This window comes from Polaromonas sp. P1_H6 (assembly GCF_056405195.1).
Genome location: NZ_JBFUCN010000016.1, coordinates 47371 through 62132, shown reverse-complemented (window position 1 = coordinate 62132; position 14762 = coordinate 47371). Strand labels below are relative to the sequence as shown.

The window sequence follows — 14762 nt, the reverse complement described above, 5'->3', positions numbered from 1 at the left end:
TTTGCTTACTTCAGGCCGCGCAGGGGATGCGTTTCAGGCGTCCAGGGGCTGGCGAAAAAAGCATCCGCCATGCCGGGCTTGACGTCTTCGATGCGGGCCGGGTTCCACTGCGGCTTGTAGTCCTTGTCAATGGCCAGGGCCCGTATGCCCTCGACGGTCTCGCTGGCGGCGCCCGGGCGCAGGTGAAAGCAGTGATGCACCATGTCGCGCTCCATACGCAGGTCGTCGGCCAGGCTCATGCCGCGGGCGCGGCGGATCTGCTCCAGCGTGACGTGCAACATCAACGGCGAGCGTTTGCGCAAGGTGGCGGCGGTTTTGGCCGCCCATGGATCCGGCGAGGCTTCCAGCGCATCGACGATGTGTTTGACACGCAGCAGCGAAAAATAGCCGTCGATCCTGCTGTCGGCCTTCACTGGCTGGGTGTGGCCTGCCGTCCACTGCGCCGCGATCCACGCCTCGGCGGCGGCGGCTGAACCGAAGGCCTGGGCGCCCAGGGCCTCCCACAGAGCCGGCAGGCGGGCTGCGTCGACCTTGATGTCGGCCAGGCCGTAGGCCATCGCCTCGTCCGCGCCGATCACGTCGCCCGTCAGCGCCAGGTATTCGCCGGCATGGCCGGGGCAACGCCCCAGGAAATAACCGCCGCCGACGTCGGGGAACAGGCCGATGTTGGTCTCGGGCATGGCCATCTTGGTGTGCTCGGTAACGATGCGCACCCGCGCACCCTGGCTGATTCCCATGCCGCCGCCCATGACCACGCCGTCCATAAAGGCGATGTAGGGCTTGGGGTAGGTGTGGATGAGGTGGTTGAGGGCGTATTCCTCGGTGAAGAAGTCTTCCAGCGCGGAATCGCCAGCGAACACCGCATGGTGGAAAAAGCGGATGTCGCCGCCGGCGCAAAAACCGCCGAACAGGCTCTCCGGCGTGCCGGGCTGGCCTTTTTTGTTGGTGCCGCGTATGGCCACCACATGGATCGCCGGGTCGTCGCGCCAGGCCAGCAGGGCGGCGGACAACTCGCGGATCATGGGGAGCGACAGCGCGTTGAGGGCTTTGGGCCGGTTCAGCGTGATCAGCCCGGCATTACCGCGCCGCTCAAGCAGGACCTCAGCCCTGGTTTCCGTATTCGTATTCATATCGCTCATGCCCGCTGCCTCCATCCAACCAGTTCATTGACCACCAGCGCGCCTATCACCAGGGCGCCGCCTGTCAGCACACTCGCGCCGGGCACCTCGCCCGCGCCGAACCAGGCCAGCAAGATCCCGAAAATCACTTCCAGCAGCGCCAGCAAGGCGACTTCCGGCGCCTTGAGCACGCCGGCGCACATCACCGACAACACACAAGGAATGGCCAGCTGCACCAGGCCCAGCAATGCCAGCAAGCCGATGTCATGCGCCGTGGCGGAGAAAGGCAGCGACAGCGGCAAGGTGGCCAGCGTCGAGATCACCGCACCCAGCAGCACCGCGGGCACCAGGTCGACATTCTTGCCGTGGGCGCGGCTGTGCTGCACCACCGTCCAGTTGCTGGCGCTGGCCAGCGGCACCATCAGGGCCACCAGGGTGCCGCCGATGTGGCTGGAAAGGTCCATCTGTCCGCCGTACATCCAGGCAATGCCGGCGCCGGCCATGGCAATGGCCAGCCAGGTCCGCGCGGGAATGCTGTGGCCGATGAAGGCGCGGGCCAGCAAGGCCGTGAGGAAGGGGCTGAGCGCCATGGTCACCAGCACATTGGCCACGGTGGTCATCGTGAGCGCGACCATGAAGGCCGTGAACATCACGCTCCAGCAGACGCCCGACAGCCAGAAGGCCGAGCCGCCGTTGCGTATCTTGGTGAACACCGCCCTGCCCTGGAAAAACGGCAGGATGACCAGCAGCGACACCACCGTGAAAAAGCTGCGCCAGAAGGTGACTTCAAAGCTGCGGGCTGACTCCAGGTGGCGTGTCACAACGCCGGCGATCGACCACATCATGGTCACGAGGATCATCAGGAAAACGGCGCGGGAATGCGTGAGTTTCATGGGATGGGCAATCAATTCAGGCTGTTGTGCAGACATAAAAGCAAAGGCCGCTGAAGCTTGCGCGCAGCGGCCTTTGACAATCTCCTGCCGCATCATGCGGCCGGAGTGGCCTTATCTCAAGAACGGCCAGCGCGTTTACGGTCGCTTTCTTTCAGGTGGCGCTTGCGCAGGCGGATGGACTTGGGCGTGATTTCGACCAGTTCGTCGTCCTCGATGAATTCCACGCCGTATTCCAGCGTGCATTCAATCGGCGGCGTGATCTTGATCGCGTCTTCCTTGCCGCTAACGCGGAAGTTGGTCAGCTGCTTGGTGCGCGTGGCGTTGACCACCAGGTCGTTGTCGCGGCTGTGGATACCGACGATCATGCCTTCGTACACCGGGTCGTTGGCGCGCACGAACATGCGGCCGCGGTCGTCCAGCTTGCCCAGGGCGTAGGTGAAAATTTCACCGTCGTCCATGGAGATCAGCACGCCGTTCTTGCGGCCGCCGATCTCGCCCTTGTGCGCTTCGTAGCTGTCGAAGATGTTGGAGATCAGGCCGGAACCGCGCGTCAGGTTCAGGAATTCGTTGGTGAAGCCGATCAGGCCGCGCGCCGGGATGCGGTACTCGAGGCGCACACGGCCGCGGCCGTCCGGCTCCATGTTCACCAGCTCGCCCTTGCGCTCGCCCAGTGCCTGCATCACACCGCCCTGGTGCTGGTCTTCGATGTCCGCGGTGACCAGCTCGATAGGTTCGTGCTTTTCACCGTTGACCTCCTTGAACACCACGCGCGGCTTGGAGACGGCCAGTTCATAGCCTTCGCGGCGCATGTTTTCCAGCAGGATGGTCAGGTGCAGTTCGCCGCGGCCCATGACTTCAAAAATACCTTCTTCGTCGGTTTCCTTGACGCGCAGGGCGACGTTGTGCTGCAGCTCTTTCTGCAGGCGGTCCCAGATCTGGCGGCTGGTGACGAACTTGCCTTCACGGCCGGCCAGCGGGCTGGTGTTGACGCAGAAGTTCATGGTCAGCGTCGGCTCGTCCACTTTGAGCATGGGCAGCGGTGCCGGGTTGGTCGGGTCGGTGATGGTCACGCCGATGCCGATGTCGGTAATGCCGTTGATCAGCACGATCTCGCCGGGGCCGGCTTCGGTGGCCTGCACGCGCTCCAGGCCCTGGAAAGTCAGGACCTGGTTGACGCGGCCTTTGACGGCCTTGCCGTCCGGGCCTTCCATGACCACGACGTCCATCATGGGCTTGATGGTGCCCTGGCTGATGCGGCCCACGCCGATGCGGCCCACGAAGGTCGAGAAGTCAAGCGCGGAGATCTGCAGTTGCAGCGGTGCCGCCGGGTCGCCGTTCTGGGACGGGACGTGCTTGAGGATGGTATTGAACAGGGCCGACATGTCGGGACCCCACTGTTCGTTGGGAGGACCTTCCTCGAGCGAAGACCAGCCGTTGATGCCGGAGGCATAGACCACCGGGAAGTCGAGCTGTTCGTCGGTCGCGCCCAGTTTGTCGAACAGGTCGAAGGCGGCGTTGACCACCTTGTCGGGATTGGCGCCCGGCTTGTCGACCTTGTTGACCACCACGATGGGCTTCAAGCCCAGGGCCAGCGCTTTCTTGGTCACGAAGCGCGTCTGGGGCATGGGGCCTTCCTGCGCGTCGATCAGCAGCACCACGCCGTCGACCATGGACAGCGCGCGCTCCACTTCACCGCCGAAGTCGGCGTGGCCCGGGGTGTCGACGATGTTGATGTGCGTGCCTTCCCAGGTCACGGCGCAGTTCTTGGCCAGGATGGTGATGCCGCGTTCTTTTTCGATGGCGTTGTTGTCCATCACGGTGTCGACCACTTTTTCGTGCTCGGCGAAGGTGCCGGACTGGCGCAGCAACTGGTCGACCATGGTGGTTTTGCCATGGTCAACGTGGGCGATGATGGCGATATTGCGGATCTGTTTGTGGCTCATGGTTGGCTTTCTGGGAACTTTAAAACGTCAAAACTGGCAAAAAAACTGTTAGTGATGGACAAGGGCCGCCGCACCCGTGGGCGCGGCATGGCCGGAACTCTGTGCGGCCGCCAGGATGTCCTGGATCTCGACCGGGCTCAGCAGGCGCTGCGGAATCAGTTCGTCGGCCGTGATGTGGGCCGAACCCAGGAAGGCCGGCACCTCGCCGCCCTGCCCCGGACCGTAGACCTGTACCAGCGGCGCATCGGCGCCCCACTGGCCGGGCGCGCCCCGACGGCGCAGGCCGCTTAAAAACCGCCCTGCATTGTCGGCGTCCAATGTGACAGACGGGTACGCCGCCACCAGGGTCTGCGGCGGCAGCAGGCAGGCTTCGCGCTCGGGCTCGGTCATGGCTTCCAGGGCCGGCAAGCTGACGCACTGCTGGGTGGTGTAGCCGCCGGTCTCCAGCCGCCTGAGCGAACCCAGGTGCGCGCCGCAACCTATGGCCTCGCCGATGTCTTCGCCCAGCGTGCGGATGTAGGTGCCCTTGCTGCAGCTCACCGTGATCTTGATGGCAGCCGGCGCGCGCGCGTCGTGGACCACGGCCATTTCCAGCGCGAAGATGGTGATGTGGCGGGCCTCCCGCTCGACTTCCTGGCCCTTGCGGGCATATTCGTACAGCGCCTTGCCGTCTTTCTTGAGCGCCGAGTACATGGGCGGCACCTGCGCCAGCGGGCCGGTGAAACGCGCCGTCAGGTCTTGCAGCAGGGCCGGCGTGATCTCCGGCACGGGCCGGGTTTCAATCACGTCGCCCTCGGCATCGGCGGTGCTGGTTTTGGTGCCCAGCAGCAGCACGGCTTCATAGGTCTTGTTGGCGTCGAGCTGGATCTGGCTGAATTTGGTGGCCGCGCCAAAACACAACGGCAGTACGCCGGTGGCCAGCGGGTCCAGCGTGCCGGTGTGGCCGGCCTTGTCGGCGCGCAGCAGCCATTTGGCCTTCTGCAAGGCCTGGTTGCTCGACAGGCCCAGCGGCTTGTCGAGCAGCAGCACGCCGTGCACGGGACGTCGCTGGATTTTCTGGCGATGAGAAGAAGTTTGCGTCATAAATTCCGACAGGTTCAGCGCACGGGACAAACCGGGCGCTTCGTTGGCGCCGTTGTCCCTGAACCTGTCATCAAGGGGAACGGCGCGAACTCAGTCGTCTTGGGCGCGGGAGGAGACCGCCTTGGCAATCAAGGCGTTCATGTCGGCCGCGCGTTCGGTCGTGCGGTCGAAATGGAAATGCAGGGTCGGCACGGTGTGCGTCATCAAGCGCTTGAACAGGCCGTTGCGCAGGAAGCCCGCGGCCTGGTTGAGCGCTTCCTCGCACTCTTTTGGGTCGCCGACGAGCACGCTGAAAAACACCTTGGCATGCGCGTAATCGGCTGTCACTTCGACTGCCTGGACGGTCACCATCCCGACCCGCGGGTCTTTGAGTTCGCGCGCGATCAGCTCCGTCAGATCGCGCTGGATCTGGTCGGCAACGCGAAAACCGCGGTTGGGGGTGGTGGATTTCTTGCGCATGTCAAAAAGTGTTGAGGCCTTTGGCGTGAAGCCCGGCAGCCTGGTGGGCTGCGGGCGGATTCACGTGGTTCAGGCTTCCAGCGTTCTGGCCACTTCCCTGATTTCAAAGAACTCCAGGATGTCGCCAACCTGGATGTCGTTGTAGTTCTTGATGTTCAAGCCGCACTCGAAGCCTTCCTTGACTTCCTTGGCATCGTCCTTGAAACGCTTGAGCGAGTCGAGTTCACCCGTGAAGATGACCACGTTTTCGCGCAGGAGGCGCAGGCGCGCCGTGCGGCGAACCACACCGGCGGTGACCATACAGCCGGCGATCGAACCGATCTTGCTGACCTTGAACACCTGGCGAATCTCGGCATTGCCGATGACTTCTTCCTTCTTGTCCGGCGTCAGCATGCCCGACATCGCGGCGCGCAGTTCGTCCACAGCGTCATAAATGATGTTGTAGTAACGAATGTCCACGCCGTTGTTTTCGGCCTGCTTGCGGGCCTGGGCATCGGCGCGGGTGTTGAACCCGATCACCACTGCCTTGGAGGCGATGGCCAGATTGACGTCCGACTCGGAAATGCCACCGACACCGGAGTACACCAGCTGGACCTTGACCTCGTCGGTCGAGAGCTTGAGCAGCGACTGGGACAGCGCTTCCTGCGAGCCCTGCACATCGGCCTTGATAATGATAGGCAGCATCTTGACTTCGCCGGCGCCGATGTCGGAGAACATGTTCTCCAGCTTGGCGGCCTGCTGCTTGGCCAGCTTGGTGTTGCGGAACTTGCCGGCACGGTAGGTGGAGATTTCACGGGCACGGCGCTCGTCGAGCATGACCATGAATTCATCGCCGGCCTGCGGCACTTCCGTCAGACCCTGGATTTCCACCGGGATCGACGGGCCTGCCGTTTTGATCGGCTTGCCGTTTTCATCCAGCATGGCGCGCACGCGGCCATAGGTCGAACCGGCCAGCACCACGTCGCCGGCCTTCAGTGTGCCGGCCTGGATCAGCACGGTCGCGACCGGGCCGCGGCCCTTGTCGAGGCGGGCTTCAATCACCAGACCCTTGGCCAGCGCGTCGACAGGCGCCTTCAGTTCAAGCACTTCGGCCTGCAGCAGCACCTGCTCGAGCAAGGCGTCGACACCGGCGCCGGTATGGGCCGAGACGCCGACAAAAGGAACGTCGCCGCCGAACTCTTCGGGAATCACCTCTTCGGTGACCAGTTCGCCCTTGACGCGTTCCAGGTTGATGCCCGGCTTGTCGATCTTGTTGATCGCCACAACGATGGGAACGCCGGCAGCCTTGGCATGCTTGATGGCTTCCTTGGTCTGCGGCATGACGCCGTCGTCGGCCGCGACCACCAGGATCACGATGTCGGTCGCCTGGGCGCCGCGGGCACGCATGGCGGTGAACGCCTCGTGGCCCGGGGTATCCAGGAAGGACACCATGCCGCGCGGGGTTTCCACGTGGTAGGCGCCGATGTGCTGGGTGATGCCGCCGGCTTCGCCGGAGGCAACCTTGGCGCGGCGGATGTAGTCGAGCAGCGAGGTCTTGCCATGGTCGACGTGGCCCATGACGGTCACGACAGGCGCGCGCGGCAGCAACTCGGCCTGCTGGCCTTGCACATCTTCGTCGGCAAAGGCTTCCGGATCGTCCAGCGAAGCCGTCACCGCCTTGTGGCCCATTTCTTCCACCACGATCATGGCGGTATCCTGGTCCAGCGGCTGGTTGATGGTGACCATCTGGCCAAGCTTCATCAGGTGCTTGATCACCTCGGACGACTTGACGCTCATCTTGTGGGCGAGTTCGGCCACGGTGATGGTTTCAGGCACATGCACTTCGATGACCTTGAACTCGGTCGGCGCCACAAAGGTGGACTCGGGACGTGCCTCGCGGTCGTTGCCGCGGCGGCCGCGCGGGCCGCTGCGGAAATTGCCGCGTCCGGGCACGACAGGTGCGCCACGGCTCGGGATGCCCTTCTTCTTGGCGGCGTCGTCCTTCCAGGTCGAAGACAGGTTCTCCGACTTGACTTCCTTCTTGCCGGCGGCGCCCGGTGCGCCCGCGGCTGCGGGAGCGCCCGGCTTGGCGGCTGCGCCCGGCACGGCGGCCGGTTTGTGCAGCGTGCCCTTGATGGCCGCCTTGGGGTCGACGTGCGGCACCAGTACGCGCTTGGGTGCGGACATCATGGCGCGGATGCCAGCGGCTTCGGCTTCGGCCTTGCGGCGGCGTTCCTGCAGTTCCTGCGCCTTGGCGGCGTCAGCCTGGAATTCAGCGGTGGCCTTGGCTTTGGCCGTGGCCGCAGCTGCGGCGGCGTCGGCCGCCTTGGTGACCTGCTCGGCAGCAGCGGTTTCGGCGGCCTTGGCGGCGGCGGCGGTCGGTGCGGAGGCTTCCTTGGCGGCCTTGCCGGTCGCGGGCTTGGCTTTCTTCACGGCATCGGCGGCGGCAGCGGCTGCCTGGGCGGCCTGCTCGGCGGCCAGGCGTTCCTGTTCGCGCGCGGCGTCCTTCGCATCCTGCTCATCGCGCAGGCGGCGTTTTTCGGCGAGTTCCTGCTCCTGGCGGCGCAGCAGCTCGGCATGGCGGCTGGCTTCTTCCTCGCGGCGGATCAGTTCGGCGTCATCGATGACGGGGGCCGGCGGCGGCGCGGCCACCTCAGGCTGGACTTCTTCGGCGGGCAGGTCCGAGCCGTCGTCGCGTTTGACGAAGGTGCGTTTTTTGCGGACTTCCACCTGGATGGTGCGCGCCTTGCCGGTGGCATCGGCTTGCTTGATTTCGCTGGTGGACTTCTTCACCAGCGTGATTTTTTTGCGCTCGGCCGTGACAGTGCCATGGCTGGCCTGCAAATAGCCCAGGAGCTTTTGCTTGTCCGCCTCGGACAGGGGGTCGCTGGCTTGCGCCTTGGCGACGCCCGCGCTGGTCAATTGCTCGATCAGCGTGGCGGGAGATTTATTGAGTTCAGCTGCGAATTCAGCGACGGTAGTGGTACTGGACATATGTTTTTTTCCTGCAGGCCTTTCATGATCATTGCTCTTGGGCCGCTGCGGGTGCAGGGGTGTCAGCGGCAGCGGGCTCATCGGTAAACCAATGCGCGCGAGCGGTCATGATCAGGGCTTTGGCCTCGTCCGAAGACTGGCCGGTGATATCGGTGAGTTCGTCCACAGCCAGGTCGGCCAGGTCGTCGCGGGTGGTGATGCCCGCTTCGGTCAATTTGGCGATCAGCTCTGGCGTGAGGCCTTCGACGTCGCGCAGGTTCTGCGAAACGCCCTCGGCATTTTCTTCCTTGGCGATTTCCATCGTCAGGAGCGCGTCTTTGGCGCGCGTGCGCAGCTCATTGACGGTGTCTTCGTCGAAGGATTCGATCTCGAGCATTTCCTGCAGCGGAACATAGGCCACTTCTTCGAGGCTGGTGAAGCCTTCGGAGATCAGGATGTCGGCGATTTCCTCGTCCACGTCGAGCTTTTCCATGAAAAGCTTGCGGCTGGTGTCGGTCTCGCTCGCCTGCTTCTGGGCGGACTCGTCGGCCGTCATGATGTTGATCTTCCAGCCGGTCAGCTCGGCGGCAAGGCGCACGTTCTGGCCGCCGCGGCCGATCGAAATCGCCAGGTTTTCCTCATCAACGACAACGTCCATGGCATGGCGCTCTTCATCCACCACGATGGACGACACGTTGGCCGGGGCCAGCGCGCCAATGACGAACTGGGCCGGGTCTTCGCTCCACAGCACGATGTCGACACGTTCACCGGCGAGCTCGTTGGTCACGCCGTTGACGCGGGTGCCGCGCACGCCGACGCAGGTGCCGATGGGGTCGACGCGCTTGTCATGCGACAGCACGGCGATCTTGGCGCGCGAACCGGGGTCACGGGCGCAGGATTTGATCTCCAGCAGGCCTTGCTCGATTTCAGGCACTTCCTGGCGAAACAGCTCGATCATGTACTCGGGCGCGGTGCGCGAGAGGATGATGGGCGCGCCGCGCAGGGTCGTGTCCACTTCCATGATCATGGCGCGGACGCGGTCGCCGGAACGCAGGTTTTCCTTGGGGATCATGTCACCGCGGCGCAGGCGCCCTTCGACGCGGCCGGATTCGACGATGATGTCGCCCTTGTCCATGCGCTTGACGGTGCCGACGAAAATCTTGTCGCCGCGCGACATGAAGTCGTTGAGCAGCATTTCGCGCTCGGCGTCGCGGATTTTCTGCAGGATGACCTGTTTGGCCGCTTGCGCGCCGATGCGCCCGATAGGCAGGCTTTCAACCGGCTTTTCGATGTAGTCGCCTTCTTCGATGTCGGCGATTTCGTCGCGCGCGTCGCTCACCAACTCTTCGGCTTCGGGGTTCTGCAGGCCGGCTTCGTCGGGCACCACCAGCCAGCGGCGGAAGGTCTCGTAATTGCCGCTGTCACGGTCGACGGCCACGCGGATGTCCACTTCGCCCTCGTACACCTTTTTGGTGGCCGAGGCGAGCGCGAGCTCAACGGCGCCGAAAACGACGTCGCGTTCCACATTTTTTTCACGCGAGATGGCATCAACCAACATCAACAGTTCGCGATTCATTTCACAAGCCTGCCTTTCTTCATTTCTTGAAATTTAATTCTCTGTCGAGGGACCGGTACCGGGGGCTGATTTGGGTTTACGGCCCTTGAAGTCCACCACGGGCGCAAGGCGCGCCTGGTGAAGTTCGTCGAGCGTGAAACCCAGCGCCTGCAACGGTGCGGGAATCCTCTTCTTGCTGATCTTCTGGCCGGGTTTGGCGGCGGGCTCGTCACTCCAGACGATTTGCCAGCCAGCCTCGGCGCGCTCCAGCGTGCCGCGGAATTTCTTGCGGCTGGCCGCCACCGTCGAACCGGCGCTGGCGGCCACACCAATCGGCGCCTTCAGCGTGATGTCGACGAGTTCGCCGGCAAAACGCTCAAAATCCTTTTCGCTGCGCAGGGGCCTGTCGATGCCGGGGGAACTGACCTCCAGCCGGGCGTATTCGGCGCCCTCGACTTCCAGCACGAACTGCAGCTGGCGGGTGACTTTTTCGCAGTCTTCGGCATTGATGAACTGTTCGGCGCCCTGGACGTAAGGCATGTCGATCGTGACACGCAGCAAACCGCCGCCGGTGCGCTCGATCTCGACCAGCTCGTAGCCCAGTCCCGTCACAGTTTGCTCAATCGTCTCTTGCAATGCCATTCAGTCTCTAAAACCCGCTTTAAAAATCGATATTCAAAAACAAACGCCCAAAAAAAATGGGCGGTGAAAACCCGCCCATTTGGTCGTGAAGCTCTTATTGTAACGTGCTGCGCCCTTCGATGCAAACAATTTCCGTGCCTGAAACGAGCGCCGCTGCCGGAAACCCGCTCATGGCCTCCGGATCATCTTTTATTTGTTGAGTTCTGTATCGCACCGGCACGCCTTTGGGCCGCAGGTCGCGCATGGGGGAAAACAGTGGGAACTCAAAGATGGGCGCCCGCCTCCCGATTTTCAATGCCTGCTTAATTTTTCTGAAATTTCTTTTTAAATCATATGGATTTTTTAATTATTTAAAGTGATTTATCAAGTATTCAGGTCGCCGTCACAAGGACTCGTGTGTACGGATGGCGCGGTGAATCCAGCACCTCGCCGAGCGAACCGGATTCCAGCACGTCACCGTCCTTCATGACCATGACCTCATGTGCCATGGCGCGGATGACGTCGACGTCGTGCGTGATCAGCAAATAACTGAGGCCGCGTTCGCGTTGCAGCCTTTGCAGCAGGCCCAGCACCTGTTTCTGGATGGTCACGTCGAGCGCGCTGGTCGGCTCGTCCAGCACCAGCAGGCTGGGGTTGACGATGAGCGCCCGGGCAATCGCCAGGCGCTGGCGCTGCCCGCCCGAAAATTCGTGCGGGTAACGCTGCAGCAGGCCCGGAAACTGGGCCTCCGTCATGCCGACATCCGCCAGCGCCTGCAAGGCGCGCTCGCGCCGCCCAGCGTCGTGCAGGCCGGGTTCATGCACTCGCAGGCCCTCCTCCACAATGGCTTCGACGGTCATGCGCGGCGACAGCGAGGAAAACGGGTCCTGGAACACCACTTGCACCGCACGGCGCATGGCTTTGTTGCGCGCGGCCTCCTTGCTCCAGGCCTGGCCCACCGCCTGCAGTTGCCCCGAAAAAGGCAGCAGGCCCAGGCTGGCCAGCGCCAGGGTGGACTTGCCCGAGCCCGATTCGCCGATCACACCCAGCGTCCTGCCGGCCGGGATCTGGAAACTCGCGTCTTTCACCGCCACAAATTCGCCGCGCCGGAACCAGCCCCGGATGCCGGGAATGGGCACCTGGTAGGCCACACGCAGCCGCTCCGCCGTCATCGTGGCAGCGGCATCCGCCGCTGCGCCGGCAGCCGCCAGCCCGTCGCGCTGCGGCTTGCTGTCGATCAGCTTGCGGGTGTAAGGATGCTGGGGCCGGGCGAAGACCTCGGTGACGGCGCCCTGCTCCACAATGCGGCCGTTTTCCATCACAGCCACCCGGTCGGCGAACTTGCGCACCAGGTTGAGGTCGTGGGTGATCAGCAGCACGGCCATGCCGTTGCGCTGCTGCAACTCGCCCAGCAGGTCCAGGATCTGGCCGCGCAGGGTGACGTCCAGGGCCGTGGTGGGCTCGTCGGCCAGCAGCAGCCGGGGCTGGCAGGCCAGCGCCATCGCGATCATGGCCCGCTGCCGCTGTCCGCCCGAGAGCTGGTGCGGCAAAGCATTGGCGCGGCGCTCGGGCTCCGGAATCCCGGTATCGGCCAGCAAGGCGATCGCGCCCTGCATCGCTTCAGCCGGGGTCTGGCCTTTGTGGACCTGGAGCACTTCGGCAATCTGGTCCCCCACGCTGTAGAGCGGGTTGAGAGCCGTCATGGGCTCCTGGAAGATCATCGCGATGTCGCGGCCGCGAATCCCGCGCAAGGATGCCTCGGGCAGGGACAGCAAATCGACGGGCGCCTTGGGCGGCGCCCCGCTGGCTGTGCGGTCGGCCGCATCCACGCCGGTAAAGACGGCTTTTCCGCCGACTGCGGCGTTTTGCACCAGCCGCAGCAGGCTCAGCGCGGTCACCGTCTTGCCCGAGCCGGACTCGCCCACCAGCGCCAGTTTTTCGCCGGGTGCGATGGAGAAGTCGATGCCGTGGACCACGGGCTTGCCCGCAAACGATATCCGCAGGTTCTGGACGTCGAGCAGCGGTGTTGCCATCAGTCGGCCTTCCTGGGATCCATGGCGTCGCGCAGGGCGTCACCCATGAAGGTGAGCAACAGCAGCGTTATGACCAGCACCGCAAAAGTCGAAAGAGAAATCCACCAGGCGTCAATATTGTTCTTGCCCTGGGACAGCAGTTCGCCGAGCGAAGGCGTGCCGGGCGGCACACCCAGGCCGAGGAAATCGAGAGAGGTCAGCGCCAGGATTGCGCCGCTCATGCGAAACGGCAGAAAAGTCACCACCGGGGTCATGCTGTTGGGCAGGATGTGGCGCCACATGATCTGCCAAGTACCCACGCCAAGAGCCTTGGCCGCCCGCACGTAGTCCATCTGCCGGTTTCGCAGGAACTCCGCGCGCACGTAGTCGGCCAGGTCCATCCAGCCGAACACCGACAACAGGATCAGCAGCAGCGCGACGCTGGGCGCGAAGATGGCACTGAAGATGATGAGCAAATAGAGTGCGGGCATCGCGCTCCAGATCTCGATCAGGCGCTGCATCACCAGGTCGGTCTTACCCGCAAAATACCCCTGCACCGCACCCGCCAGGATGCCCAGCGCCGTGCCGGTCACGGTCAGCGCCAGTCCGAAGAGAACACTGACGCGAAATCCATAGATCAGTTGTGCCAGCAGGTCACGTCCCCGGTCATCGGTGCCGAACCAGTTATCCCGCGTGGGCGCGGCTGGACTGGGGGACTTGGCGAAGTAGTTCAGGGTCTTGGGGCCGTAAGGGTTGGGCGCATAGATCGCCCAGTTGCCGCCGGTGGTGATGCGGTCGCGGATGAATGGGTCCAGGTAATCGGCGGACGCGGGGAAATCACCGCCGAAGGTCTGCTCCGAGTAGTCCTTGACGATGGGGAAATAGATGGCGCCCTCGTAGCGCACGATCAGCGGCCGGTCGTTGGAGACGACTTCGGCGAACAGGCTGAGCACCACCATCGCACTGAAGATCACCAGACTCCAGAAACCCAGCGGGTTGCGGCGAAATCGCCGCCAGGCGCGACGGGCGGGGCTGACGTGGAGCGCCGCCGGACCGCCCCCAGAGGCAACACCCCCCGCGAGCGTGGAGGCGCCAGTGCTAGTCGAATTTGACACGAGGGTCCACCAGTACGTAAGAGAGGTCGCTGATCAGCTTGGTTAAAAGCCCTATCAACGTGAACAGATAAAGGGTTCCAAGCACCACGGGATAGTCGCGCCGGATCACACTCTCGTAGCTGAGCAAGCCCAGGCCATCCAGCGAAAACAGCGTTTCGATCAACAGTGACCCCGTGAAGAACGCCCCGATGAACGCGCCGGGAAATCCCGTGATGATGGGAATCAGCGCATTACGAAACACATGCTTCCAAAGCACGCGGTTTTCGGCCAGGCCCTTGGCGCGCGCGGTCAACACATATTGCTTGCGAATCTCCTCCAGGAACGAGTTCTTGGTCAGCATGGCCGTCACCGCGAAACTACCGAAAACCATGGCCGTCACCGGCAATGCGATGTGCCAGAGGTAGTCCACGATCTTCGCGCCCCAGTTGAGCTCGTCCCAGTTGGGCGACGTAAGCCCGCGCAACGGAAACCACTGCAACTGGCCGCCAAAGATCACCAGCAACACAACGCCCAGCACAAAGCCCGGAATGGCATAACCTACCAGGATCAGCAAGGTGGTGATCAGATCGAATTTGCTCCCCGCCCTCACCGCCTTGGCCACGCCCAAGGGCACGGCCACGCCGTAACTGATGAAAAAAGTCCACAGTCCCAGGCTGATAGACACCGGCAGCTTCTCGAGGATCAGCGTCCACACATCCTTGTTCTGGAAAAAGCTCTTGCCTAGATCGAAGCGCGCGAACTGGCCCAACATCTGCACCAGCCGCTCGTGGGCCGGTTTGTCGAAACCATACAGGGCCTTGATCGCCTCCAGCCGCTTGGGATCCACACCCTGGTTGCCACGGTAGCTGGAGCCACCCGACTCCACGCCGCCGAAGCCGCCTTTGGCATCCGACAGATACTGCTCCACCGGTCCGCCGGGCACGAACTGGACCACGGCAAAGGTAATCAGCAGAACGCCCAGCAAAGTGGGGATCATCAGCAGCAGGCGTTTGACGACGTAGGCGAGCATGT

Annotated in this window: 11 protein-coding genes; all 11 read right to left on the bottom strand. The window is 63.4% G+C overall.

Annotated elements, in window-relative coordinates:
- Positions 1–5: 5 nt before the first annotated feature.
- On the bottom strand, positions 6–1139 hold the full coding sequence (locus tag AC1D1F_RS15810) for an enoyl-CoA hydratase/isomerase family protein (RefSeq protein ID WP_477700770.1): 1134 nt from the start codon (positions 1137–1139) through the stop codon (positions 6–8).
- The gene (locus AC1D1F_RS15805) at positions 1136–2011 is read right to left on the bottom strand and encodes a DMT family transporter (protein WP_477678163.1); all 876 of its coding nucleotides are present in this window, start codon (positions 2009–2011) and stop codon (positions 1136–1138) included. The genes AC1D1F_RS15810 and AC1D1F_RS15805 overlap by 4 nt, the downstream gene beginning before the upstream one ends.
- Before the next feature lie 116 nt (positions 2012–2127).
- The gene (gene typA / locus AC1D1F_RS15800) at positions 2128–3954 is read right to left on the bottom strand and encodes a translational GTPase TypA (RefSeq protein WP_477651741.1); all 1827 of its coding nucleotides are present in this window, start codon (positions 3952–3954) and stop codon (positions 2128–2130) included.
- Between the two features lie 48 nt (positions 3955–4002).
- On the bottom strand, positions 4003–5037 hold the full coding sequence (truB, locus tag AC1D1F_RS15795) for a tRNA pseudouridine(55) synthase TruB (protein WP_477678161.1): 1035 nt from the start codon (positions 5035–5037) through the stop codon (positions 4003–4005).
- A 90-nt stretch (positions 5038–5127) separates the two neighbouring features.
- Positions 5128–5496 (bottom strand): 30S ribosome-binding factor RbfA, encoded by a 369-nt coding sequence (gene rbfA / locus AC1D1F_RS15790; protein WP_436154760.1) that lies wholly within the window; start codon positions 5494–5496, stop codon positions 5128–5130.
- A gap of 69 nt (positions 5497–5565) precedes the next feature.
- On the bottom strand, positions 5566–8469 hold the full coding sequence (gene infB / locus AC1D1F_RS15785) for a translation initiation factor IF-2 (RefSeq protein WP_477697310.1): 2904 nt from the start codon (positions 8467–8469) through the stop codon (positions 5566–5568).
- Between the two features lie 28 nt (positions 8470–8497).
- The gene (gene nusA, locus AC1D1F_RS15780; RefSeq protein WP_436154762.1) at positions 8498–10024 is read right to left on the bottom strand and encodes a transcription termination factor NusA; all 1527 of its coding nucleotides are present in this window, start codon (positions 10022–10024) and stop codon (positions 8498–8500) included.
- A gap of 33 nt (positions 10025–10057) precedes the next feature.
- Complete coding sequence (gene rimP / locus AC1D1F_RS15775; protein WP_477677980.1) at positions 10058–10645, bottom strand: ribosome maturation factor RimP; 588 nt, start codon at positions 10643–10645, stop codon at positions 10058–10060.
- 371 nt (positions 10646–11016) lie between these two features.
- Positions 11017–12657, bottom strand: a complete 1641-nt coding sequence (locus tag AC1D1F_RS15770) for an ABC transporter ATP-binding protein (protein WP_477700769.1) — start codon at positions 12655–12657, stop codon at positions 11017–11019.
- The gene (locus AC1D1F_RS15765; protein WP_477677983.1) at positions 12657–13751 is read right to left on the bottom strand and encodes an ABC transporter permease; all 1095 of its coding nucleotides are present in this window, start codon (positions 13749–13751) and stop codon (positions 12657–12659) included. The genes AC1D1F_RS15770 and AC1D1F_RS15765 overlap by 1 nt, the downstream gene beginning before the upstream one ends.
- On the bottom strand, positions 13735–14760 hold the full coding sequence (locus tag AC1D1F_RS15760; RefSeq protein WP_477677984.1) for a microcin C ABC transporter permease YejB: 1026 nt from the start codon (positions 14758–14760) through the stop codon (positions 13735–13737). The genes AC1D1F_RS15765 and AC1D1F_RS15760 overlap by 17 nt, the downstream gene beginning before the upstream one ends.
- Positions 14761–14762 lie beyond the last annotated feature (2 nt).